Origin of the sequence: Clostridium polyendosporum, assembly GCF_018332455.1 — a bacterium.
Taxonomy (GTDB): Bacteria; Bacillota; Clostridia; order Clostridiales; family Clostridiaceae; genus Clostridium_AY; species Clostridium_AY polyendosporum.
In genome coordinates this window covers 49,079-74,305 of sequence record NZ_BOPZ01000020.1, presented here as the reverse complement: position 1 = coordinate 74,305, position 25,227 = coordinate 49,079, and the positions used below count along the sequence as shown (strand labels likewise).

Genomic DNA, 25,227 nt, shown 5'->3' with positions numbered 1-25,227 from the left:
TATATAAAATTTTATTCAAATTAATAGAAAAGCTCTCTTTTAAAATTTATCCACAAGTTTGCTAGAAAACCCCTCTGTTTTTTAAACAGGGGGTTTTTCAGCAAACTGAAAAAAAGTGGTTGTATAACAACCACTTTTTTCATTATAGATATTTCTTTATATCTTCAACCTTATTTAATTGCTCCCATGGAAGATTTACATCTGTTCTTCCAAAATGTCCATATGCAGCAGTTTGCTTATAGATTGGTCTTCTAAGATCAAGATCTCTAATTATTGCACCTGGTCTTAAGTCAAATACCTTTTCAACAATTTCAACAATCTTATCATCCGCAATCTTTCCTGTTCCAAAAGTTTCAACTTCTATAGATACTGGCTTAGCAACACCTATAGCATAAGCAATCTCGATTTCTAACTTATCAGCAGCACCTGCAGCAACTAAGTTTTTAGCAACCCATCTAGCAGCATATGCCGCTGATCTGTCAACCTTTGTTGGATCCTTTCCTGAGAATGCTCCACCACCGTGTCTTCCGTATCCACCGTAAGTATCAACGATGATCTTTCTTCCAGTTAATCCACTATCACCTTGTGGTCCACCTATAACGAATCTTCCTGTTGGATTTATGTAATACTTTGTGTTTTTATCTAATAATTCAGCTGGAACAACAGCCTTAATTACATGTTCCTTAAGATCACTTTGAATTTGCTCTTGTGAAACTTCCGGTCCATGTTGCGTTGATATAACTATTGCATCTATTCTTACTGGTTTATTATCTTCATACTCAACAGTTACTTGGGTTTTTCCATCTGGTCTTAAGTATGCTAATGTATTATTCTTTCTAACTTCTGAAAGTCTTCTTGAAAGTCTGTGAGCCATAGCAATTGGAAGTGGCATAAACTCTGGAGTTTCGTTTGTTGCAAAACCAAACATCATACCTTGGTCTCCAGCTCCTACTGCCTCTATTTTATCCATTTCTCCTTGTCTTGACTCAAGAGCTTCATCAACTCCCATAGCTATATCTACTGATTGTTCATCTATTGAAGTTAATACAGCACATGTATCACAGTCAAAACCATATTTAGCTCTGTCATATCCTATCTCTCTTATTGTCTCTCTAACTATCTTTGGGATATCAACATAACAATTAGTTGAAATTTCCCCCATAACCATAACCATACCAGTAGTTACAGCAGTTTCGCAAGCTACTCTAGCATTTGGGTCTTGTGAAAATATAGCATCTAACACTCCATCAGAAATTTGGTCACAAATTTTATCTGGATGTCCTTCTGTTACTGATTCTGAAGTAAATAATCTTCTCATAGTGACGTCGCTATTTTGATTTCTCAAAACAGCTTCACTCCTCCCTTCAATAAATAAATTTCTATAAAAAATAAAATCTCTTCCATAAGAAGAGACTTACTTTCAAGCTCTCTTATCTTGCAGAAATATATCTGCTGGAATTGGCACCATTGTGTTTATACACCGGTTGCCGGGTTTCATCGGGCCCTTTTCCCTCCACCTCTCTGGATAAGAGTTTATTATTCTTTTATTTCATACAAAAAAGACACCGCAAACAGTGCCTTAAATGGTGGAGGAGAGTGGATTCGAACCACTGAAATCGTCTGATAACAGATTTACAGTCTGCCCCCTTTGGCCACTCGGGAACTCCTCCATAACTGGAGCTGGCAATAGGAATCGAACCTACAACCTGCTGATTACAAGTCAGCTGCTCTACCGTTGAGCCATGCCAGCATATTATTCTTTTGTTTTTTATTTTAAATGGTGGGCACAACAGGGATCGAACCTGTGACCCTCTGCTTGTAAGGCAGATGCTCTCCCAGCTGAGCTATGCGCCCTTGTATTTAAATGGTGGAGGAGAGTGGATTCGAACCACTGAAATCGTCTGATAACAGATTTACAGTCTGCCCCCTTTGGCCACTCGGGAACTCCTCCATATTGGAGCTGGTGATAGGAGTCGAACCTACAACCTGCTGATTACAAGTCAGCTGCTCTGCCATTGAGCCACACCAGCACATTTATTTTGTTCTTTCGATTTGCTGCATCGCCAATCGACAAGGATTAGTATATATGGTTATGACGTTTATTTCAACCCCGATTTTAGACGTTATAAGTTCGTTTTTAGATATTATATCTGTAATGCTTTTATTTTCTAATTATAAATACTTTTTTCTATCATATACGTTTTTTTAATAACTATTATTTAACCTAACTATACAAACTTCTCCATCCTATAAGATGGAGCATATATAGTATATTATTGTGAATAATTCTATACTATTTCTGATGTAAAAATCTACTATGGCTGAAAATAATAATACACTAATATGTATAATCATTTTCATAAAATTCTCTTATAAAATGCGATAAAATTTCAATAGGTTAGTAAAGTCTGAATAAAATTAAAGCAATAGAAATACCCTTATACTTCTACTTATTTCTATTGCCCTAATGATACCCTACTAGGTTGTGGATATCTATATTATTATAAATTGTTATATGTTATTATCAATAAAGTCTACATCAATATATGGTCTTAAAATATTTTTAACCTCTTCATATTCATTTATTTGTAATCTTACCTTAAGTATTTTAAATATTTCTGTAGCTGCTTTAAATTCATCTTTACCATTCATATATTCTTGAATTTTACCATAGTCTATTGTAGAAAGTTTTCTTGAAAGATATGCTAACTTTGCTTTATTTTCTAAACTCATTTTATTAGATATGTTATCTTTTTCAATTTTAAAAATTGAAACCACAGGTGCCGAAGGTTCACTTTCATCAGTATAAACCCTCTGAGTATTCTCCTTATCTACTTTATTAATGTTTTTCTTACTTTCTTCTTTTTTTACTAAATTATTATTTTGTTTTTCATGTTTTTCTATATCATTTTCAACCTTAGGCACTTCAGCTACATTAACTTTTTCTTGTTCTTTTTCACTTTCCTGTATAACATCTTTTTTAGATATATTAGCATTTTTATTGTCTTCTATATGGCTTAAACTACCAAATTTCAACATAATTACAACACTTATTATAGTACTAAATATCACAATAAATCCCCGAATTTTTTTATTCATGCTATCACCTCTTTACCATTAAAAATATTGACCAAAATACTACCTTTTATTCTTTTTTTTAATATTTTTTAATATAAGGTCATATAAATTAACGAGGGGGTGGCACTTTGAATAAAATTAAAGTAAATTATAAATCTACGCTTGCTTATTATGAAATTGCTTACTTTTTAAAAGATTATATGAATAAAAATTTAGTTATAGTGTGTATTGGTACAGATAAATGCATAGGTGATTGTCTTGGTCCTTTGGTGGGCACTATGCTTAAAGAACGTTTTATTCCTCTTCCTGTATACGGAACCATTTCCTCCCCTATACATGCATTAAATTTAGATAAAAAATTAAATGAAATATATTTAAATCATCCCAATGCTTGTATTATAGGAATTGATGCATGTTTAGGTGATAGTAATTCAATAGGTGAAATTCACACAAGAGATTATCCTATTCACCCTGGTAAAGGTGTAGGAAAAACTCTTCCAGATGTAGGTGATGCCTCAATAATAGGAATAGTAGATTCTAGTGAAAATGCAGAAATTTTCACTAGTCGTTCTATAAGATTAAGCTTAATTATGGACATGGCAAAAGTTATTGTTGACGCACTTTTACATTCTTATTATTTAAGTCATCAAAAATGACATTTTAACAGAAAACGTATTCAGTACTACTAGTAAAATTTATATAGATATATAACTTCATAACTGAATATATAGTTCAGGGTATATAAGTTCATATTGAATTAAGAATTTTAGAAAAAGTATTGAATTCTGACATTATCTGCTGCGATTTAACGAAGTGAAATCTGGCTAAAGCTGAGCAGGGTCAATACCTGCTCAGGCTTATCTTCCTAAAATTCGTTAAGGATTTAATTTTTTATCTTTATTAAGTTATCTATAGATTATCTAAATATAAATTTCTATAAAGAAATAAAAAGGACAGAGCTGTAAGCTATGTCCTTTTTTATTAAACTAATTCTACTTCCATATCACTGTTAATTTTAAGATTATTAAAATTCTGAAGAGCCAATCCAGCTCCTTTAGCGACACAAGATACAGATTCTTCAGCAACCCTCACTATCACTCCTGTTTCAGATTCAATATATTCATCAAGTCCATACAATAATGCTCCTCCACCAGTCATCAATATTCCATTATCAATAATGTCCGCCGAAAGTTCTGGTGGTGTTCTTTTTAAAACAGAGTGAATAGTTTTAGTAATAACTTCTAAAGATTCCTGTAATGCTCCTCTAATTTCTTCTGTTGTAATATTTACTTCATCCGGTAAACCTGTAATCAAACTTCTTCCTCTTACAGGCATAGTTACCTTTCTTCCTTTTTTTAAAACAGATCTAATATTTATTTTTAAATCTTCTGCAGTTCTTTCACCTATCATTAGTTTATATTTATTTCTAATATATCTTAGAATTAATTCATTAAACTTATCTCCAGCAACCTTTATGGAAGATCGAACTACTATCCCACCAAGTGAAATAACAGCAATATCAGTAGTACCGCCTCCAATATCAACTACCATATTACCACTAGGTTTTGATATATCAAGTCCTGCTCCTACTGCTGCTGCTAAAGGCTCCTCAATTAAATATGCAGACTTTGCTCCTGAATTCTTAGCTGCATTAATTACTGCTCTTTTTTCAACTGGCGTAGCTTGAGAGGGAACACAAACCATTACTTTTGGCGCTAATATTCTTTTTTTTCCACACCCTTTTTCTATGAAATATGTTAACATTTTTTCTGTCATATCATAGTTAGATATTACACCGTCTCTCAATGGACGTATTGCAACAATATTTCCGGGAGTTCTTCCTATCATCTGTCTAGCTTCTTCACCAACTGCTAAGATTTTATTACTATTTTCATCTACAGCAACTACAGATGGTTCTTTTAGAACAACGCCTTTATTTTTTATATAAACCAGCACTGTGGCTGTACCTAAATCTATACCTATGTCTGTTCCCATTCCCCAAAACCACATTCCATTTCACCTCTATTACTTCATTACATAATACATTTATGATATAATTTTACATATTTTCAATATAATTATATATGGAATGCAATTAACGTTCAATAGTTTTGTACTTTAATTTTGTTGCCTTTCCTCCTCTAATGTGCCGTTCTGCTTTATTTAGATCTAATATTATTTTAGCCTCTTGCGCTATTGTAGGATTAATCTTTGGCAGTCTTTCTGTCATATCTTTGTGTATAGTACTTTTACTTACTCCGAATACCTTTGCTGTTTTTCTAATCGTAGCTTTTGAATCAATAATGTATTGTGCAACTTCTAGGACTCTTTCTTCAATGTAGTCTTTCAAAATGCTACCTCCTTAATTAGCTATATTAATAAATATGCTCAGTACCTCTCCTAAATTACTTTTTCTATTTAGATAAACACAAGTTCGTTATCGAATTTACAATTCATGAAAAAGCATTGAATATCGAGGCTATTTTCATGAATTGTTTCAGGACTAAATTACTTGTCTTTATCAGCCATTTTCAAATAATCAAAAATGGCTGATAATATTATTTGCTTTTTTGAGAGTCAAATTTAATTAACTTAGTTGGATCCACTTGTTCATCCTTTGAATCAACCACTTGGAAACCTAAATGCTCTGCATAAGATTCAAACTTAAGCATTCTAGCAGTATCTCCAACTTTACCAATAACATCATTTGCCTTTACTGTACTACCTTTCTTTACCACTACCTGTGGATCAAGATTAGTATATATAGTTCTCATACCATTTGGATGAGATAAAACAACATAGTATCCTAAAAACCCATCACCATCTTCAACTTCTGTAACTTTCCCATCAGCAGCAGCCTTAACAGGAGTTCCCTTTTTAGCTGCAATAGCAACACCTCTTAGTGTAGTCCATGTATCTTTTTCAAAGCCTTGTAACTTTATAGGCTTATCAGAAAACTGTCTTACTATTGATCCGTCAGCTATTGGATTGATGAATGAAACCTTAGAATTATTTGATACTGCTTTAGAGTTAGGTACTGTTACATTACTTGCCTTACTTTGACTATTTGTCTTACTTTCATTATTTGTCTTACTTTGAGTATTTTTAACCTGCTCAGCATCGATCATCTGGGTAGTTGACTTTTTTTCATTTTCATTTATATCCATTGCAACACTACCCTTTTCTTGTTGTTCGGTAACCTTATTCGCATTTCTTGCAGTAAATGCAGCAACAGTTGCAACTACACATAAGCATACAAATAATATAACGTAGAAACTCTCCTTCTTGATAAAACTTATAAATTTATTGTTCTTTTTGTCCATATGAACACCTCCATTGAATAGTCTGTCCTTTTGCTATGAAAAAATACAAATGATCCATTATTTTCTTTCTAAAAATTCTAACAATTTTCTACAAAAAAAGCATAAAATAAAACTGAGCAAACATTTACCCTGCTCAGTTTTAGCTAGATTTAGATTTGCGAAATGACAACAAATAAAAGCAGTCCCTCAAAATTGAGGCAACTGCTTATAAGTTCCACCTATTTGCCCTTAGTATTAACATCTTCAATATAAACGATTTTCACACCTGTATAATAATGAGTTAAAATTTCATTAAACTTGTTACCATTCTTAGCCATAACATTAGCTCCCCATTGACTTAATCCAACATCATGACCATAACCTATACAATTTATAGTAACTCCCTTTAAATTAAATTGTATATTGAAATTAGCTGAGTTAAGTGAAAATAATTTTCTAAAATCAGTCCCCTTAATTCTTACGTTTCCCAAAGCTACTTCACTAACGGTTCCTCCAGTATTTCTGCCTAAAATTTTAACCTGAGACTTTATATTAGCTTTGTTTAAATTTGCCTGATAATATGCATTATTTACTATACCTACAAATTCACCATAGCTTACTGTCTTAGAACTTTTAAATTTAGGAGCTATCTCCTCTCCTGGACTATCAACAGATTTTAAATAAGGCACACTTTGAGAAAAAACAGCCTCTGAATTCTCTGTCTTTCCTGAGCTTATAGAAAAAAATTGTGGATACATAACAAGCTCACCGTAATAACTTAAAACCATATCTTTAGTATCAGAAACAGCTTGAACAATCTTATTCCAATTTTCTTGCCCCTTACCATTTTCCCATAACCTAATTCTTTCATTCTTATCTACATAAACTTGACAATGAGTAGTACTACAAACATCTCCTCCATTTGCCTGTGGGCAGGGGGTTAAAATTTTCGTTATTGCAAATGTTCTTGCAGCTACAGCTTGTGCTTTAAGAGCTTCTATCTCAAAACTTACAGGCATTTCAGCTGCTACTACTCCATATATATAATCTTCAAGTGGGATCTCTTGAATTGTATTTAACTTTGAATTATATACTTTAATTTTATTAAAATCTACTTTATTCTTATTAATTTCATTTTCTTTTACTATAAACCGTTTTACATTTTCAAACTTTTTACCAAAATCACTTTTGCTAAAGATAAGAACTACAAACATTGGTAATATCAATGATAAACAAAATACTATTAATACTATCTTTACAAACCTTTTATATTTGTTTAATTCATATCTCATTCTTATCTCCTTTCGTATTTATCAATAAAAAACTAAAAAAATTATAATTAACCGTTTATCTTTAAGTTATAGTAAATTTATATGCTTAAAAAACACTATTATACTTTTAGTATTAAAAAGTATAAAAATAAGCATTAATGCATAAATACAGAATGCATTTATGCATTAATGCTTATTTAAATCTACTTAATATCTTTCAATATTAGCGCCTAAATTCTTAAGCTTATCTTCTATTCTTACATAACCTCTATCTATATGATATATGTCAGTTATTTGAGTTTCACCTTCTGCTACTAATCCAGCTAATATCATTGCTGCACCTGCTCTTAAGTCTGTAGCTTTTACCTCACAGCCAGTAATTTTAGGCACCCCTTCTACTAAAGCTGTTCTTCCGTCAATTTTTATATTTGCTCCCATCCTCATAAGTTCTGAAACATGCATAAATCTATTTTCGAAAACAGTTTCTGTAATCACACTTACTCCATTTGCTAGAGCTAATAAACTCATCATTTGTGCTTGCATATCTGTAGGAAATCCTGGATAAGGCATTGTCTTTAAATCTACTGCTTTTATAATATTTCTACCATCTACAACTATACTCTGTTCTTCAGCAAGAACATCTATCCTTACTCCACTTTCTTTAAGTTTTTCTATTACTGGCCTTAAATGTTCTTCATTTATCCCATTGATTTTAATTTTACTATGGGTAATAGCTCCTGCAACCATATAGGTCCCTGCTTCTATTCTGTCATAGATGGGAATATGCTCAGTTCCTTTTAATGATTCAACTCCTTCAATAACTATTTTGCCTCTACCAGCACCATCAATCATCGCTCCCATTGAATTTAAGAAATCTGCTAAGTCTTTAATTTCTGGTTCTTCTGCAGCATTTTCTATTATTGTTGTACCTTTAGCTAATACTGCAGCCATAATAATGTTTTCTGTTGCTCCTACTGAAGGAAAATCAAGATATATCCTATTTCCTGTAAGCTTATCAGCTCTTACTTCAACAAAACCATGTCCTATTTCAAAATCAGCTCCTAAGGCTTTAAAACCTTTTAAATGTAAATCTATTGGCCTACTTCCAATATTACAGCCTCCAGGCAATGAAATCTTACATCGCCCAAATTTAGATAACATAGGTCCCATCACTAAAAAAGATGCTCTCATTTTTTTTACTAGATTATTACTTGTGTCAATTGGTTTTACATTTCTGCTATCTATTATTATTTTATTATTTAGGTTATCAATTGACAATTGACAACCTAATTCATGTAACACATTACAAATAACGTATACATCCTCTAGCATTGGTGCATTTTTAATAGTTACTTTTTCATTTCCAAGAATACTTGCTGCAATTATTGGAAGAACAGAATTTTTAGCAGCGCTAACAAATACTTCTCCTACAAGTTCATTCCCACCCTTAACTCTGATTTTATCCATATTATCCTCCATAAAAATTGTTAAAATGTCGTAAATATTATTGGCGTACCAATAATTAAGTATGTTTCTCTATCATATCGGCAGATAGCATAATTTAACTTAGAATTATCTTTAAATTTTGCTACTCCTGTAAAACCTGAATTAATTGGGATGGTTTTAACTTCTGTAGCTCCATTGGTTATAAGCTTTGTCTCTAAAACTTCTATATTGTCTTTTTTGTCATCTACTATTCTTCCCTTAATGTAACTATAGTATTGTGGTTTTATTGAAGTATTATCTTGTACTTTTATTAATTGCCTCTTTAGATTTTCAATATCGTTATCTTTCGTATTTTTAATTATTTCTAATTCAATAGCTTTTAAATCATCCTCAGTACTTCCTTTTATTACATACCTTGTACCATCTTTATTCATTTCAATATAAAGTGAATTTTCTTTTTGTTCTTTAATCACAACATTATTTTCACTTATATTAAGTATACTTTTTATTTTAGTAAGTTCATCAAACATATTATTATGGGTAAAATATTGAACTTTTACTCCACACTCTAAAATTTTTACGTTATCACGAGTAATTACATTGAATATTGTGTCGTCATTGTTAAACGTACTTTCTTGACAAATAAATAAAGAAAAAAGATAAAGGAAACAACTCATTAAAGCTATTTTAAACCTCATTTTTACCCCTTCCTTTCTTCTTAATTATTGTCCAAGAATTTTTTTTTATACAGAGACATGACTTATATTTTTTTCCAATATACTATTAATATATATTTTTTTTCCAAAAATGTGAAAGCTTGACTACAAACAAAAAAGCTGCTGAAAATCAGCAGCTTTTTATATTATAGATTTCTAAGATCTAATCTAGTTACAGCTCTTGAAAGAGCCATTTGAGCTCTCTTTACATCAACATTAGTTGAGTTCTTTAATCTTTCCTCAGCTCTAGTTTTTGCTTTTTGAGCCCTTTCTACATCTATCTCATCTGGCCATTCTGCCGCATCGCAACAAAATGTAAGTTCATTATTACTAAACCCTACCACACCTGTAGAAGTAAATAATACATGATCTTTACCACTTACATCAACAAACTTAGTTATTGTAGGTATAACATTTGTTATATAAGAAATATGATTTGCATATATTTCAAATGGTCCTTCAGAGCTTCTAGTAAGGATTTTCACCACATCACCTGAGTACACCTCTCTAGTAGGAGTGATAATGTGTAACTTGAATGTATTCATATGAAATCTCCCCTTTATGTCCTATTATCTGGACATATTCTTAGCCTTTTCTATAGCTTCTTCTATTGTTCCAACAAAAAGGAATGCTGATTCAGGAAGATCATCATGCTTTCCTTCAAGAATTTCCTTAAAGCCTCTTACTGTTTCAGCTACAGGAACATATTTTCCTTGCATTCCTGTAAATTGTTCTGCAACTGTAAATGGCTGTGAAAGAAATCTTTGAATCTTTCTTGCTCTTGAAACAATAAGTTTATCTTCTTCTGAAAGCTCATCTACTCCTAATATAGCAATGATATCTTGTAATTCTTTGTATCTTTCAAGAATATGTTTAACCTTTGAAGCTACTTCATAGTGATCTTTCCCTACAACTCTTGGATCAAGGATTCTTGATGTTGAATCTAGTGGATCAACAGCTGGATAAATACCAAGTTCTGATATACTTCTTGATAATACTGTTGTAGCATCTAAATGGGCAAATGTTGTTGCTGGCGCTGGATCTGTTAAATCATCAGCAGGAACATAAACTGCCTGAACAGAAGTAATTGACCCCTGTGTTGTAGACGTAATTCTTTCCTGAAGTGCACCCATTTCAGTTGCAAGTGTTGGTTGATAACCAACGGCAGAAGGAATTCTTCCAAGTAATGCAGAAACTTCTGAACCGGCTTGCGTAAATCTAAATATATTATCTATAAATAGAAGTACGTCTTGCCCTTGATCTCTGAAGTACTCAGCCATTGTAAGTCCAGTTAAAGCAACTCTCATTCTTGCTCCTGGTGGTTCATTCATCTGTCCAAATACCAATGCAGTCTTATTGATAACTCCTGAATCTTTCATTTCATGTAAAAGATCATTACCTTCTCTTGATCTTTCACCTACCCCTGTAAATACAGAAAGACCACCATGTTGTTTTGCTATATTATTGATAAGTTCTTGGATTAGAACCGTCTTACCAACACCTGCACCTCCGAATAGCCCTATCTTACCACCTCTTTGGTAAGGTGCTATAAGGTCAATAACCTTAATTCCAGTCTCAAACATCTCTGGTTCAACAGATTGTTCTTCAAAGGTTGGTGCTGGTCTATGAATAGGATAAGTTAACTCAGATATAACTTCCCCTTCTTCATCCATTGTATTACCTAAAACGTTAAATAATCTTCCTAAAACAGCTTCACCTACAGGTACTGAAATTGGCTTTCCAGTATCAACAGCATCTACACCTCTTTTAAGTCCTTCTGTTGACTCCATAGCAATTGATCTAACAATATCATCACCTATATGTTGCTCTACCTCAGCAACTAATGTATGACCCCCCATATCTATACGAATAGCATTGTAAATATTAGGAAGTGAATCTGTATCAAATTTTATATCTATAACTGGTCCTATAACTTGAACCACTTTTCCTATATTGCCAGGCATTAGAATACCTCCTTACTATTTTTGAGCTTCAGCTCCTCCAACTATTTCTGAAATTTCCTGAGTGATAGCGGTTTGTCTTATTCTGTTATATCTAATATTTAGAGAATCAAGAAGATCGTTTGCATTTTTTGTTGCTCCGTCCATAGCTTGCATTCTAGAACTTTGTTCACTAACCTTTGAATGTATCATAGAATTAAAAATCTTTCCTCTAAAAAACACTTCAAGGATATTTTCTACTGCTTCTTTACCTTTTGGTTCTATTAAAATATCAGCTCTACCAAAATTCTGGGTTCTATCCAAAGGTAAAAGTTTATCAATAGTGACTACCTGCTTAATTGGTGAATAGAAGTGCGTATAAACAATGTTTACTTCTCCTACTTCATCATCTTTATAAAGTTTCACTGCATGTTCAGATATAACTTTAGCCTCTTTTACTGTTGGTATATCAGGAATTTGTACATACTCTGCTACAGTATCAAAACCATACTTTCTTATGTATGGAATTCCCTTCTGCCCTACTATCATAACTAAAGTATCAGCTTTATTACCTTCTACTTTTTCATTAAGGTTTAACGCTAGATTACCATTAAAACCTCCACATAATCCTGAGTCAGAAGATACTACAATATATAATTTTTTATCCGATTTATTACCTTTGAAAAAAATACTATCATTATCTTCAATAACTTTTAATAACTCGTCTGCAACTTTCTTAATAGAATCATAATAGTTGTTATTTTTGTCTAATTCTATTCTAGTTTTTCTAAGCTTAGAAGTGGCAACAAGTCCCATGGCTTTTGTTATCTTTTTTGTATTGGTAACTGACTTAATTCTGCGTTTTATTTCAATAAGTCCCGCTGCCATACATTCCACCTCCTAAAAGATTGCATAGCTTTATAAAAAGCTATGCTAACTTAAGAATACTTTCTTGAACTCAACTATTGCTTGTTCAAGATTTGTTTTAATTTCATCTGTTAATGTTTTTTGTTCAACTATTGCTTTACCAACTTCTCTATTATGAGTATCCATATATTCTAAGAATTCTTTTTCAAACTTTCTTACTTCAGAAACCTTTATATCTGATAAGAATTCATTGACAGCAGCGTATAGTATCATTATTTGTTTTTCTACGTCCATTGGCGAATATTGATCCTGCTTAAGTATTTCAATCAATCTTTTACCCTTTTCAAGTCTTCTTTGAGTATCCTTGTCAAGGTCAGAACCAAATTGGGCAAAAGCTGCTAGTTCTCTATATTGCGCAAGTTCAAGTCTTAATGTACCAGAAACTTGCTTCATAGCTTTAATTTGAGCATTACCACCAACTCTTGATACAGATATACCTGGATTAACTGCCGGTCTTTGTCCTGCATAGAATAATTCTGATTCAAGGAATATCTGTCCGTCAGTGATTGAAATTACATTAGTTGGAATGTATGCAGTAACGTCTCCTGCTAAAGTTTCAATTATTGGTAGTGCGGTTAATGAACCTCCACCATTTTTTGCAGATAATTTCGCAGCTCTTTCAAGTAATCTTGAGTGGATATAGAATACATCTCCAGGATAAGCTTCTCTTCCTGGTGGTCTTCTAAGTAATAATGACATAGTTCTATAAGCAACTGCATGTTTTGAAAGATCATCATATATTATAAGTACATGCTTTCCTTTATTCATGAAGTATTCTCCCATAGAACATCCTGCATAAGGTGCTATATATTGAAGTGGTGCTGAATCAGAAGCAGTTGATGAAACTACTATCGTATAATCCATTGCACCCATTTCAGTTAACGTATTAACTATGTGCGCTACAGTTGATTGTTTTTGTCCTATAGCAACATATATACATACAACATCTTTACCCTTTTGATTAATAATTGTATCTAAAGCTATAGCTGTCTTACCTGTTTGTCTATCACCTATTATTAACTCTCTTTGTCCTCTTCCTATTGGAATCATTGAGTCAATAGCTTTAATACCAGTCTGTAATGGCTCATTAACTGAACTTCTTGCTATAATATTTGGAGCCGAAACTTCTATTGGTCTAAAACCATCATTTTTAATTGGACCCTTACCATCTAATGGCTTACCAAGAGAGTTTACAACTCTACCTATCAGATCATCACCTACAGGAACCTCAACTATTTTTCCAGTTCTCTTTACTACGTCACCTTCTTTAATTCCCTCTTCAGAGCCTAAAAGAACGCAACCAACATTATCTTGTTCTAGGTTTAAGGCCATACCATATACATTGTTTGGGAACTCAAGAAGTTCACCACCCATACATTCATCAAGACCATAAACTCTCGCAACTCCATCACCTATCTGAATAATAGTACCTGAATCAACAGTCTTTATTTGTTTTTCATATTTTTGAATTTCACCTTTAATTATAGATGTTATTTCTTCTGGTTTAATATTCATAGACTCACCTCTATTCTCTCTTAAGCATTAAGGCCTTCATCTCATCTAACTTTAACTTTATAGTTCCATCTATTACATCATTGCCAACCCTAACGTAGAGTCCACCGATTATACTTTTATCGATTTCTTGTTGTAATATGATATTTTTATCATATCTTTTTTCTAGATTTTCTTTTAACTTCTCTACTTGATCCTTTTTTAATGGAATTACACTCTTTACTTTAGCAAGTAAAGTATTGTTTCTTTCAAGATGGATTTTTTCCATCTCATTAAGTTTTTCTTTAAGATAAAGTATTCTATCCTTTTCTATTAAAATTAAAAGAAAGGATAAGAGTTCTTCATCAATATTATCTTTAAATACATTAATAAAAAGCTTCTTCTTCTTCGTTGTACTTATTTGAGGATGTTTAATAACTTCATGAAAATCTGCATTATTATCCACAAGATCACAAATTTCTCTTAGATCTTGCATGTACTCCTCTACTTTACCTTTTTCTTCTGCTACTTGATAAAGTGCAAGTGCATACCTTTTATCCAAATATTCATACATAGCTAGATACCTACCTTAGCAATAAAATCATTGATAAGCTCTCTATGTTTTGATTCATCAATACTTTCTTCTAGAGCTTTAGATGAAAGAAGTACTGCTAATTCTATAACTTGCTCTTTGATTTCGTGTTCTGCTTTTTCTTTTTCTCTCTTTACTTCCACTCTAGCTCTGTCTGCTATAGTGCGAGCTTCCTTATTTGCTTCATCAACAATTTCTTGGTAGATTTTATCTGCCTTTTGTTTTTGAACTTCAGTAATTTTCTTTCCTTCTTCTTTTGCTGATTTTAAAATACGTTCATTTTGAAGCAATAGCATTCTTGCTTTTTCAACATCCTCGTCAGCCTTATTTAACTTTGATTCTATATCATTTTGTCTATCATCAATAACTTTTTCAACTTTCTTAAAGAAGAAATGTTTTAATATAAGATATAGGATTATAAAGTTAATTACGGCTGCAAGAACATGTAACCAGTCTATATTCATCATGCTTATTCATAGCCTCCCTTCGGAGTCAATTTTTTAATTTTGACAATTATTGAATTATAATATATTTGTTTTTAACTTTTTAATTATAAACTTTAATTTAAACTATTTAACAGCAAATAGTAATATTAATGAAACTAAAAGACCATAAATAGCAGTTGTTTCACAAAGTGCAGCACCAAGAATCATTGTTGATGTTATTTTACCACTAGCTTCCGGTTGTCTTACTATTCCATCAATAGCTTTACCTGAAACTATACCTATACCAATTCCAGCTCCAATACCTGATAAAACAGCTATACCTGCTCCTAATAATCTTAAATCCATAATAAAATCCTCCTTTTAATGTAAAATTAATGTTCTGCCATAACTCTTATGTTTATCATAGTTAGCATTGTAAATATGAGGGCTTGAAGTGTACCATCAAATATGTCAAAAAAGCCATGCAAAGGTACAGGAATACCTAATGTAGCAAACCAGCTATAATGACGTAAACCTTCATAAACTAAATCAATTATTACTGAACCTGCTACTATGTTACCAAAAAGTCTCAGTGTCATTGATACAGGTACCATAATCCTTTCCATTATTGTTAATGGAAGCATTGGTGTTGCGTAGGCATGTAAATAACCCCCTACTCCACTTTTGACTATAGCATTTCCCTGTACTACTACAAATACCATTAAAGCTAACCCTAATGGAACATTAAAATCTTGCGTTGGCGCTTGAAATCCTAATAAAGGTACAAGGTTCATGGTTAATATATAGATAGCAATTGTTCCAATAAATGAAATATAAGACAAATAATTACTACCCATATTACCTTCAACAAAGTTCTTCAGACTAGTATATAATAATTCTGCTACTGTCTGTTTTCTACTAGGTACTTTCTTAAGATTACTTGTTAAAGATAGCGCTACTAAAATTAACGCTAACATAACGCACCATTGGATAACAATGCTCATTGTTACATGAAATATACCTAATTTGCCTAATGGTAAGGAGTATATAGGTTCCATTGGTTCCACCCTAATCACTTCCTCTCTGATTGATAAATCCATTTATTGTAAAACCTATAAAATGAACTACAAATGCCACAATATAGGCTAACAAGCTTTTTATGTCATTTATTAATATCGAACCGCATAGAACTATTACGGATAATCTTATAAAATAACTTAAATAAACTTTCACAATGCTCTTATTATGACTTTTTAGTACAGAAGAGGTCACATATCCATTAGCTATAAAACTTGCTGAAGAAATGATAGTCCCTAGGAAAAAAGCACTTCCAATTTTAGTATCAAAAAAGAATGTTAATATTACTGTAATTATGGTACCAAGTATAATATTAATCTTAGAGACATTAAAGATTAGTTTCGAAACTACTCTCTCCATTTTGATTCTCCTTAAATTTGAGCATTCATGTAAGTATTATATTACTCTTTTCATATTAATAAAAAGCCAAATTCCTTGAAAAAACACTCAGAAAAACTTGTTATTGCTAAATATCATCTAATAATTCATAATTGAACTATTTACCACTAGATTAATGCATATTTCAAGATTACATTCCTTATTATAATATTCTCTTTCATTTTCAAGAATATTCTGTATTATGTGATGTTTTCAACGCTTTTTATTGTTAACCTTTTCATAACCCCTTCAAATCGACTTATTTACATAAAAAGTATTTTTTTTTATCAAATTATTACCTTTTATTAAATCATTTTCGATTTTCATTAAAAATAGTTATTTATTGCTAATATATAAGTCAGATATACTTGAAGGCTAGTCTTTCATATTTTTCAATTTTTTTTTAATATTTTATTGTTTTTCACAGCGAAAATATCCACATATATACTTATTTTCCTATTAAATCCAAGAATATACTAATAATAATTTTATTTAAGAGTTTCAATTTACCTTGTAAATATATCTAACTAAGAATATTATATTTATTTTCTACAAAAAACTCCTACTACACATTACAACAAAACTTTGTAGAAATATATAGAAACACTGTGTATAGATTTAACAAAAGTAAAGATTCCTTTTAAACAAATTAATTGTTACATCTTTTCCATTATACAAAACCATATTCCATATAGCAAAATAACAAATTGCCATTTTTTTGTCTTTTCTCTTAATTATCTTTACAAATTCCCATATATCTTCCTTAATCTCTTAATATCTCTTAAAATAATTACTAGATTTTTTTACTAGACCTGTGCACTAAAAAGGAAATTTTTAAGTAACAAGTGCTAATTTGGTAAACGTAATGCTTGACCCTATGTTGTCTTTAGCACAATTATATGAAGAATTGATTATTTGTACCAAATATTTATCGCAGAAATATTCTATAACATCATCAAGAGTTGCAAATTTCATTTTCTTTCCTTTTTCTATTCTTGGAATTTCAAGGAAAGTATAGGTTAGATATATCATGCTCCAATACCGTTTAATTGATTATTGCTTCATCTTGATTTATTATTGTTGTAGGCATGAATTGACCTCCTTATGGTTTTTTGTCTTCACAACAATAAACCTAACGTATTCGAGCAATTCATGCTTTATTTTTTTCTAATTTTGGAAATGTAATTTATAGGAAAATATCCAATGTAATATTTTCTAAATTTAGTACACAACTCGAGTTAACTATATAAACGCCACCCAATTTAAATATTCATCAAAAAAAGATGGCGTTTATTCATTTTTGAGATACATATATACCTCAGATATATAGAGGTATTCTAAAACCATGCTTTATAATATATTACGCCGATTTTCCCCAAACTTTTTCCATTTCTTCAAGAGTCTTTCCTTTGGTTTCAGGAACAAACTTCCAAACAAATAGAGCTGAAAGAACACTCATCAGTCCGTAAAAACCATAAGTTAGAGCACCACTATATTCCATCATCATTGGGTAAGTAGATGAAATTAGGTAGTTAGCAGCCCATTGTGCAGCAACAGCAATTGCCACTGCTTTCCCACGAATTTTGTTAGGAAAGATTTCAGCAATTAGTACCCAACAAATAGGTCCCCATGACATCATAAATGAAGCTGTATATATAATAATAAATACTAAAGTACTAATTCCAATAATATTTGAAAAAGCCATACCAGCCACACCAAACATACCAATAGCCATACCAACGGAGCCTACTACCAGTAAAGGTTTACGTCCCCATTTATCAACAGTCATGATGGCAACAACAGTAAAGATAACATTAACTAATCCCATAACAATTGTCTGTAACATAGAAGCATCTTGCGCAGCCCCCATACTTTCAAAAATTCTTGGAGCATAATACAAAGCAACATTGATACCAACAAACTGTTGAAAAACAGATAGCATTATTCCTATAAAAATTACCGTTTTTCCGTAGGCAAATAGTTTTTCGGTAGAATCATCTACAGTTGCTGTTTGTTTGATATCCTCTAAGATGGCTTTTGCTTCTGAAGAACCATTAATTTTAGTTAGAATAGCTAGAGCTTTATCCTCTTCACCTTTTAGTGCTAAGTAACGTGGTGATTCTGGTACGAAAAGTAAAGGTAAACCAAACATTATAGCTGGAACGGCATTCGATGCAAACATATATCTCCAGCCAATATCATTTACCCATTCTATTGTTTGTCCGTGAGCGATAGCCCAGTTAACAAAGTAAACGACTAGCATTCCAATAATAATCATAAGTTGATTGAAAGATATTAATCGACCACGAATATCAGCAGGAGCAATTTCTCCGATATACATTGGACAAATCGCTGAAGCTAAACCAACACCAATTCCCCCTATTATTCTATATATATTAAAAGCAATTAATAGAGAAATGGTTGGGTGCCCTTTTGTGAAAAATAAAAACTCAGGATAAGCAGAACCAAGGGCTGATACAAAGAAAAGTACTGACGCTATAATAAGAGATTTCCTACGTCCAAAATTTGATGCGAAACGACCAGATATTATCCCTCCAATAATACAACCTATTAATGCACTTGAAATTGTTGCTCCATGTACTAATGATCCTAGATTTAAACTATCAGTAAAATACACTTTTAATGATTTTTCAGCCCCAGATATTACAGCTGTATCATATCCAAAAAGTAAACCTCCAATGGTAGCCACTAATGTAATTAGAAAAAGATAAACTGAGTTTCGATTTTGTTTCATAGTTTGTTAAAGACAGATTTTAATACCCAAAAAGAATTTAATTTACTAAATATTTGCTAAGTAACATTAAAGTGAACTATCGATTGTCCAAGCAGTACCTGGTTATCAATGCTCCTTTAATTTCATTTAGTAATAAACTTTAATAACGCCTTCAATTCTATATAGCCCATTTATAAAAAACGTTCTCAATCAACTTACAAACATTAATATGATTAAAAGATAATTTAAAATAAACCATTGATTAGTCAAACAAGTACCGGATTATTAATGATCCTTTAATTCCATTTAGTAATAAGCTTTAATAATGCCTCTAATTCCATATAACCGATTTTAAAAAACCTTTTCAATCACCTTGCAAACATTAACATTAATATGATTAAAAGACAACTTCTAGTAACTTAATTCTTTATGTTTTAATATTCTAAAATCTGTCTTTATCCTCCTTTCTACTTTGAGTTAATAAATTACTTAAACAAAAGACCTTTTACTTATGAAAAAACCCATCAAGATGTATGCAATTTTACATACTTTTCTCCCCCTTTTAATTAAATAAAATAAATTTACCAGTTTGTTTGTTTAGCGGATAAACTATGTTAATTAAATCTTATACCAAATAATAGCTTTTTTCAATACTTTTTTAGGTTTTTTCTTTAATTTTTTCCAATTAAAGCAATAATTTAACTATTTAACACACTTTACACGAGAACACTTTAGAAAAAATACTACAACTTAGTTTAAAGGTCAAACAAACAAGGCAGATAAAGTGGATATTGTCAATGAAATTTTAATAAAAAATAAATTAAAAGCTACTAAATTTTTATAATAAAAAGCTGTGATAGAAGTGTCTTATACTTCTATCACAGCCTCTTTCAAATATATTACTTACTCTCTTTCAACAATTAGAGCTGTCCCTAGGCCTCCACCAATACAAAGAGTCGCTAACCCCCTCTTAGCATCTCTTCTACCCATTTCATAAAGTAAAGTCACAAGTATCCTAGCCCCTGATGCTCCAACTGGATGTCCTAATGCAATTGCTCCTCCATTTACATTAACCTTGTCCATATCGAAGTTAAGATCCTTAGCAATAGCTAAACTTTGTGATGCAAATGCTTCGTTAGCTTCCACAAGATCTAAATCCTCAACAGTAAGACTTGCAGTTTCTAAAGCCTTCTTTGTTGCATAGAATGGTCCATATCCCATAATTGCCGGATCAAGTCCTTTTGAAGCATACGAAATTATCTTAGCAAGAGGCTTTACTCCTAATTCTTTTGCTTTTTCAGCACTCATTATTATAAGAGCAGCAGCTCCATCGTTTATTCCTGAAGCATTACCCGCTGTAACAGTTCCATCCTTCTTAAATGCAGGCTTAAGTTTAGCTAGTGATTGCTCTGTTGTTCCAAACTTAGCATATTCATCAGTGTCAAATACTATTGCACCCGTTTTTCTTTGAGGTATTACAACTGGAACAATTTCATCCTTAAACCTGCCTTCTTTAATAGCCTTTTCAGCCTTTTGTTGTGATAAAACTGCAAACTCATCTTGTTGCTCTCTTGTTAACTCCCACTGTTCAGCAATATTTTCTGCGGTAATACCCATGTGATAATTATTAAAAGCATCAGTTAATGCATCATTTACCATAGAATCTATCATTTTTCCGTCACCCATTCTTTGACCCCATCTAGAAGTCTTTAAAATATATGGAGCCTGTGACATATTTTCCATACCACCAGCTATAATTATATCAGCATCTCCTGTTTTTATTATTTGAGCTGCAAGACTAACAGCTCTTAATCCTGACCCACAAACTTTATTTATAGTCATAGCTGATACCTCCATAGGTAATCCAGCTTTAATCGCAGCTTGTCTAGCTACATTTTGTCCTAAACCAGCTTGAATTACATTACCCATTATAACTTCATCAATCAACTCTAACTTTATTCCCGCTCTATTAATAGCTTCCTTTATAACAGTCGCACCTAAATCTGCAGCCGAAACATCTTTCAATGTTCCCCCAAAAGAACCTATAGGGGTTCTAACTGCACTTGCAATAATAACCTCTCTCATTTTACTAATACCTCCTAAAAACCATATATTATAAAATGTTTATTTTTCAGAATCTTTAGTATATTTATATTTTACCTATTTATTCCATTTAATTCAACCTAAAATATAATATAATTAAAGAAACACAAGTTTAAAGAGGTAAATAGCACTAAAAAAAGAGAGAAGAAGATTCTCTCTTTATGAAAAAATAACAATTTTATTTAAATGCTTCAAAATCTTTATCACTTAACTTAAAATATTTAAGTATAGAATCTGTTATTCTTTGTGATGCTTTTCCATCCCCATATGGATTTATGGCTCTGCTCATTTTATTATATTCTTCTTCAATTTGTATTAGATTATTTGCCTCACTTACAACTACTTCTATATCAGTACCAACGAGCTTTACTGTTCCTGCTGCTACTGCTTCTGGTCTTTCAGTAACATCTCTTAAAACAAGTACTGGTTTCCCAAGATGAGGTGCTTCTTCCTGAAGTCCACCTGAATCAGTCATAACCATAAAACATCTATTCATAAGATTATGAGTTTCTTTTGTATCTAATGGAGGAAGAAGGTGAATCCTTTTCTTACCCTCTAGTTTTCTATATACTACATCTTTTACTACAGGATTTAAGTGAACAAGATATACTAATTCAACATCTTGATTTTCATCTACAATTTTATTCAAAGCATCACATATATTTTCTATGCCTTCTCCCCAATTTTCCCTTCTATGGGCAGTTATCATTATTACCTTTTTATTTTTAAAATCTATATAGTTTAATTCTTCATTTTCAAATACATAATCATTTTCCACAGTATGTTCCATAGCATCAATAACAGTATTACCTGTCACATATATGTCGCTTTCTTTGACACCTTCTCTTAAAAGATTATCTCTAGAACCTGTGGTTGGAGCAAAATGAAGATCTGCTAAAGCCCCTGTTAACTTCCTATTCATCTCTTCTGGAAATGGAAAATACTTATCAAACGTTCTAAGGCCTGCTTCTACATGCCCTACCTTGATTTGTTGATAAAATGCTGCCAACCCACCAGCAAAAGTAGTAGTAGTATCTCCGTGAACTAAGATCATATCAGGCTTTTCTTTTATAAATACTTCTTCAAGTCCTTCAAGAACTCTATTAGTTATACCAGTTAAACTCTGCTTAGTCTTCATTATATTTAGATCATAATCTGGTTTTATTTTAAAAAGATTCAAAACCTGATCTAGCATTTCTCTGTGTTGAGCAGTTACACATACTTTTGAATCTATTTCTTTTCTACTTTCAAGCTCTTTTACAAGTGGTGCCATTTTAATCGCTTCTGGTCTTGTTCCAAAGATAGTAAGTACCTTAATCTTTTCCAACCTTATCCCTCCCAAAAATATTATAAACTTTTCTCTTATCTATATGGATACACAACTTCATAACTGAATTTATAATTGATGAAAAAGCATTGCATGTAAAGGCTATTTTCATCAATTATTTAAGGATTGAAGTTGGTTATCTTTAATTAAACACTAAAAAGTATTAACTAACCTATTCTCAAAACTTATCAAATTAGTAACCTTGCTGTACCGTTAATGAATCATCATCTTCTACCCATTCTTTGATATAAATAACTCTATATTCATCTTTAGTGTCTCTAATTACAACTTTTTCAATTCCAGCATTAATTATAAGTCTTTTACACATGGCACAGGAATTTGCATCCTTTACAAATTCTCCTGTTTTAGAATCTTTACCAACTAGATAAAGTACAGATCCAATCATATCTCTTCTAGAGGCACTAATTATAGCATTAGCCTCACTATGAACACTTCTACAAAGTTCGTAATGAGTACCCCTTGGAACATTTAATTTTTCTCTTATACAACTTCCTAAATCTATACAATTCTTTCTCCCTCGTGGAGCTCCTGTATATCCAGTAGAGATTATCTCATCATTCTTAACTATTATTGAGCCATAATTTCGTCTTAAACAAGTTCCTCTTTCAAGCACTGTTTCTGCAATATCAAGATAATAATTATACTTATCTCTTCTTTTCATAAGTAAACACTCCAATATTTTCAAAATACTTCTTAATTATTATAACTAAAACAAAAACCACTGTAAATGGGACATGCTTATTTTAAAAAAAGACGCCCAAAGCGTCTTTCTATGTAACTTTTTTACTTTGTTCCAAATAATCTATCTCCTGCATCACCTAAACCTGGAACAATATATCCATGCTCATTAAGCTTTTCATCTATTGAAGCTAAATAAATATCTACATCAGGATGGGCATTCATTACAGCCTTTACGCCCTCTGGTGATGAAATTAAACACATAAGTCTTATATTCTTTGCTCCCTTTTTCTTTAAAAGTGTTATAGCATCAGCTGCTGAACCACCAGTAGCAAGCATTGGATCAACAACTATTACATCTCTTTCAGCAATATCCTGAGGAAGCTTACAGAAGTATTCAACTGGTTGAAGTGTTTCTTCATCTCTATATAATCCTATGTGACCAACCTTTGCTGCTGGTATAAGCTTAAGCATTCCATCAACCATTCCAAGACCGGCTCTTAAAATAGGTACTATTGCCATTTTTTTACCCGCTAACATCTTACACTTAGTTTTACAAATCGGTGTTTCTATTTCAACCTCTTCCATTTGAAGATCTCTTGTTACTTCATACGCCATAAGCATTGATACTTCTTCAACAAGTTCTCTAAAATCCTTTGAACCTGTATTCTTATTCCTTATAAAAGCTAATTTATGTAGTATTAGTGGATGTGCTACCTGTGTTACTTTACTCATTAAAACTCCTCCTAATTATTTGCAATATTTCTTTTCAATATCAGCTATTTTATCAATTCTTTTTTGATGCCTTCCGCCTTCAAACTTTGAATTTAAGAATGTATCAACAATATCTAACGCTAATCCAGCACCAACAATCCTTTCTCCTAATGCTAATATATTAGCATCGTTGTGTTCTCTTGTTGCATGAGCACTAAATGTATCTGAACATAATGCAGCTCTTACACCTGGAACTTTATTAGCTGCTATAGATATTCCTATTCCTGTACCACAAATAAGTATTCCAAAATCATATTCTTTAGCAGCTACTGCCTCAGCTACCTGTACAGCAAAATCTGAATAATCACAAGATTCTTCATTTAGAGTACCAAAATCATTGTATTCAATTCCCTTATTTTTTAAATGCTTTATTATTTCACTTTTAAGTCTAAAACCGCCATGATCGCTTCCTAATGCAATTTTCATAAAAGTACCTCCATAGATTTTGTAATAGATTTTATTTATAAAAAAAGAAGATTATGGTATTAACTAATACCTTTATCTTCCTTTAGTTTTGATAATACCATCCCTACTATATTATCCAATTGATTATAAGTTTTTTCATAAACCCCAATAGAGCCACCGTAAGGATCAGAAATTTCACCCTCAACGCTGACAAATTCACATATTGAATAAATCTTTTCATTATATTGTGGTAAGTTTGATGTTAAAAGTTGTTTCATGTGAGAAGTCATTGTTAGTATAAGGTCTGCACTTTTAATCATTTCAGAAGTAAGTTGAACAGCCTTTCTTTCACTAATATTATGACATAAATTAGTTAGCACCAAATGCGCTGAATGCTTTGAAGCTATGCTTCCTGGTACTATAGAAAGTCCTGCTGAGTAAGCACTCACTCCCTCTATATTACATCTCTTATTAAATATAGATTCTGCCATACAACTTCTACATGTATTTCCAGTACAAACAAATAAAATTTTCATACTTCC

The 25,227-nt window shown here is 31.7% G+C and carries 26 protein-coding genes, 5 tRNA genes and 1 riboswitch; of the genes, 1 reads left to right on the top strand and 30 read right to left on the bottom strand.

Going from position 1 to position 25,227, the window contains the following annotated elements; translation table 11 throughout:
• Window positions 1–142 precede the first annotated feature (142 nt).
• The 7 genes from metK to CPJCM30710_RS11810 all read right to left on the bottom strand — a co-directional run bounded on the left by metK (window position 143) and on the right by CPJCM30710_RS11810 (window position 3,099).
• Window positions 143–1,318: a methionine adenosyltransferase gene (metK, locus tag CPJCM30710_RS11840; RefSeq protein ID WP_212904382.1), complete on the bottom strand. Its 1,176-nt coding sequence runs from the start codon at window positions 1,316–1,318 to the stop codon at window positions 143–145.
• A 109-nt stretch (window positions 1,319–1,427) separates the two neighbouring features.
• Window positions 1,428–1,532, bottom strand: a riboswitch (SAM riboswitch).
• Between the two features lie 52 nt (window positions 1,533–1,584).
• A tRNA-Tyr gene (locus tag CPJCM30710_RS11835) sits at window positions 1,585–1,670 on the bottom strand.
• 5 nt (window positions 1,671–1,675) lie between these two features.
• A tRNA-Thr gene (locus CPJCM30710_RS11830) sits at window positions 1,676–1,750 on the bottom strand.
• A 28-nt stretch (window positions 1,751–1,778) separates the two neighbouring features.
• Window positions 1,779–1,854: transfer RNA gene (locus CPJCM30710_RS11825), tRNA-Val, on the bottom strand.
• Between the two features lie 11 nt (window positions 1,855–1,865).
• Window positions 1,866–1,951: transfer RNA gene (locus CPJCM30710_RS11820), tRNA-Tyr, on the bottom strand.
• Between the two features lie 4 nt (window positions 1,952–1,955).
• Window positions 1,956–2,030 (bottom strand) — tRNA-Thr (locus CPJCM30710_RS11815).
• A 481-nt stretch (window positions 2,031–2,511) separates the two neighbouring features.
• Entirely contained in the window at window positions 2,512–3,099 is a 588-nt protein-coding gene (locus CPJCM30710_RS11810) for a hypothetical protein (RefSeq protein WP_212904380.1), read from the bottom strand.
• A 107-nt stretch (window positions 3,100–3,206) separates the two neighbouring features.
• Here CPJCM30710_RS11810 and yyaC point away from each other — a divergent pair, with 107 nt between their 5' ends.
• Window positions 3,207–3,734, top strand: coding sequence for a spore protease YyaC (gene yyaC, locus CPJCM30710_RS11805; protein ID WP_212904379.1), 528 nt, complete (start codon window positions 3,207–3,209; stop codon window positions 3,732–3,734).
• A 325-nt stretch (window positions 3,735–4,059) separates the two neighbouring features.
• Here the strand turns inward: yyaC and mreB are convergent, their stop codons facing one another.
• The 23 genes from mreB to CPJCM30710_RS11690 form a co-directional block, all read right to left on the bottom strand.
• A complete protein-coding gene (gene mreB, locus CPJCM30710_RS11800) occupies window positions 4,060–5,088 on the bottom strand; it encodes a rod shape-determining protein MreB (RefSeq protein WP_212904378.1) in 1,029 nt (342 codons plus the stop codon).
• An 85-nt stretch (window positions 5,089–5,173) separates the two neighbouring features.
• A complete protein-coding gene (gene spoIIID, locus CPJCM30710_RS11795) occupies window positions 5,174–5,428 on the bottom strand; it encodes a sporulation transcriptional regulator SpoIIID (RefSeq protein WP_212904377.1) in 255 nt (84 codons plus the stop codon).
• Between the two features lie 208 nt (window positions 5,429–5,636).
• A complete protein-coding gene (locus CPJCM30710_RS11790) occupies window positions 5,637–6,401 on the bottom strand; it encodes a M23 family metallopeptidase (RefSeq protein WP_212904376.1) in 765 nt (254 codons plus the stop codon).
• A gap of 218 nt (window positions 6,402–6,619) precedes the next feature.
• Window positions 6,620–7,672, bottom strand: coding sequence for a stage II sporulation protein D (spoIID, locus tag CPJCM30710_RS11785; protein WP_212904375.1), 1,053 nt, complete (start codon window positions 7,670–7,672; stop codon window positions 6,620–6,622).
• A gap of 186 nt (window positions 7,673–7,858) precedes the next feature.
• Complete coding sequence (gene murA, locus CPJCM30710_RS11780; protein WP_212904374.1) at window positions 7,859–9,118, bottom strand: UDP-N-acetylglucosamine 1-carboxyvinyltransferase; 1,260 nt, start codon at window positions 9,116–9,118, stop codon at window positions 7,859–7,861.
• Window positions 9,119–9,138: 20 nt separating this feature from the next.
• A complete protein-coding gene (locus CPJCM30710_RS11775) occupies window positions 9,139–9,795 on the bottom strand; it encodes a hypothetical protein (protein ID WP_212904373.1) in 657 nt (218 codons plus the stop codon).
• Between the two features lie 164 nt (window positions 9,796–9,959).
• Complete coding sequence (locus tag CPJCM30710_RS11770; protein WP_212904372.1) at window positions 9,960–10,358, bottom strand: F0F1 ATP synthase subunit epsilon; 399 nt, start codon at window positions 10,356–10,358, stop codon at window positions 9,960–9,962.
• 24 nt (window positions 10,359–10,382) lie between these two features.
• Window positions 10,383–11,777 carry a F0F1 ATP synthase subunit beta gene (atpD, locus tag CPJCM30710_RS11765; RefSeq protein ID WP_212904371.1) on the bottom strand — a complete coding sequence of 465 codons (1,395 nt, stop codon included), beginning with the start codon at window positions 11,775–11,777 and terminating at the stop codon, window positions 10,383–10,385.
• Window positions 11,778–11,792: 15 nt separating this feature from the next.
• On the bottom strand, window positions 11,793–12,641 hold the full coding sequence (gene atpG / locus CPJCM30710_RS11760) for an ATP synthase F1 subunit gamma (protein ID WP_212904370.1): 849 nt from the start codon (window positions 12,639–12,641) through the stop codon (window positions 11,793–11,795).
• Window positions 12,642–12,686: 45 nt separating this feature from the next.
• Window positions 12,687–14,195, bottom strand: a complete 1,509-nt coding sequence (atpA, locus tag CPJCM30710_RS11755; RefSeq protein ID WP_212904369.1) for a F0F1 ATP synthase subunit alpha — start codon at window positions 14,193–14,195, stop codon at window positions 12,687–12,689.
• 10 nt (window positions 14,196–14,205) lie between these two features.
• On the bottom strand, window positions 14,206–14,745 hold the full coding sequence (locus CPJCM30710_RS11750) for a F0F1 ATP synthase subunit delta (RefSeq protein ID WP_212904368.1): 540 nt from the start codon (window positions 14,743–14,745) through the stop codon (window positions 14,206–14,208).
• 2 nt (window positions 14,746–14,747) lie between these two features.
• A complete protein-coding gene (locus CPJCM30710_RS11745; protein ID WP_212904381.1) occupies window positions 14,748–15,227 on the bottom strand; it encodes a F0F1 ATP synthase subunit B in 480 nt (159 codons plus the stop codon).
• Between the two features lie 105 nt (window positions 15,228–15,332).
• Window positions 15,333–15,554, bottom strand: a complete 222-nt coding sequence (atpE, locus tag CPJCM30710_RS11740; protein ID WP_212904367.1) for an ATP synthase F0 subunit C — start codon at window positions 15,552–15,554, stop codon at window positions 15,333–15,335.
• 26 nt (window positions 15,555–15,580) lie between these two features.
• Window positions 15,581–16,246, bottom strand: a complete 666-nt coding sequence (locus tag CPJCM30710_RS11735) for a F0F1 ATP synthase subunit A (RefSeq protein ID WP_212904366.1) — start codon at window positions 16,244–16,246, stop codon at window positions 15,581–15,583.
• A gap of 10 nt (window positions 16,247–16,256) precedes the next feature.
• Window positions 16,257–16,625 (bottom strand): ATP synthase subunit I, encoded by a 369-nt coding sequence (locus CPJCM30710_RS11730; RefSeq protein ID WP_212904365.1) that lies wholly within the window; start codon window positions 16,623–16,625, stop codon window positions 16,257–16,259.
• 852 nt (window positions 16,626–17,477) lie between these two features.
• Window positions 17,478–17,618, bottom strand: a complete 141-nt coding sequence (locus CPJCM30710_RS11725; RefSeq protein WP_212904364.1) for a hypothetical protein — start codon at window positions 17,616–17,618, stop codon at window positions 17,478–17,480.
• A 385-nt stretch (window positions 17,619–18,003) separates the two neighbouring features.
• Entirely contained in the window at window positions 18,004–19,398 is a 1,395-nt protein-coding gene (gene xylE / locus CPJCM30710_RS11720) for a D-xylose transporter XylE (protein ID WP_212904363.1), read from the bottom strand.
• Window positions 19,399–20,280: 882 nt separating this feature from the next.
• Window positions 20,281–21,462: an acetyl-CoA C-acetyltransferase gene (locus CPJCM30710_RS11715; RefSeq protein WP_212904362.1), complete on the bottom strand. Its 1,182-nt coding sequence runs from the start codon at window positions 21,460–21,462 to the stop codon at window positions 20,281–20,283.
• A gap of 196 nt (window positions 21,463–21,658) precedes the next feature.
• Entirely contained in the window at window positions 21,659–22,807 is a 1,149-nt protein-coding gene (wecB, locus tag CPJCM30710_RS11710) for a non-hydrolyzing UDP-N-acetylglucosamine 2-epimerase (protein WP_212904361.1), read from the bottom strand.
• A 193-nt stretch (window positions 22,808–23,000) separates the two neighbouring features.
• Entirely contained in the window at window positions 23,001–23,489 is a 489-nt protein-coding gene (locus CPJCM30710_RS11705) for a dCMP deaminase family protein (RefSeq protein WP_212904360.1), read from the bottom strand.
• Window positions 23,490–23,611: 122 nt separating this feature from the next.
• Entirely contained in the window at window positions 23,612–24,241 is a 630-nt protein-coding gene (upp, locus tag CPJCM30710_RS11700; protein WP_212904359.1) for a uracil phosphoribosyltransferase, read from the bottom strand.
• A gap of 15 nt (window positions 24,242–24,256) precedes the next feature.
• Complete coding sequence (gene rpiB / locus CPJCM30710_RS11695) at window positions 24,257–24,706, bottom strand: ribose 5-phosphate isomerase B (protein ID WP_212904358.1); 450 nt, start codon at window positions 24,704–24,706, stop codon at window positions 24,257–24,259.
• Between the two features lie 59 nt (window positions 24,707–24,765).
• Window positions 24,766–25,221, bottom strand: coding sequence for a low molecular weight protein arginine phosphatase (locus CPJCM30710_RS11690; protein WP_212904357.1), 456 nt, complete (start codon window positions 25,219–25,221; stop codon window positions 24,766–24,768).
• Window positions 25,222–25,227: the final 6 nt, after the last annotated feature.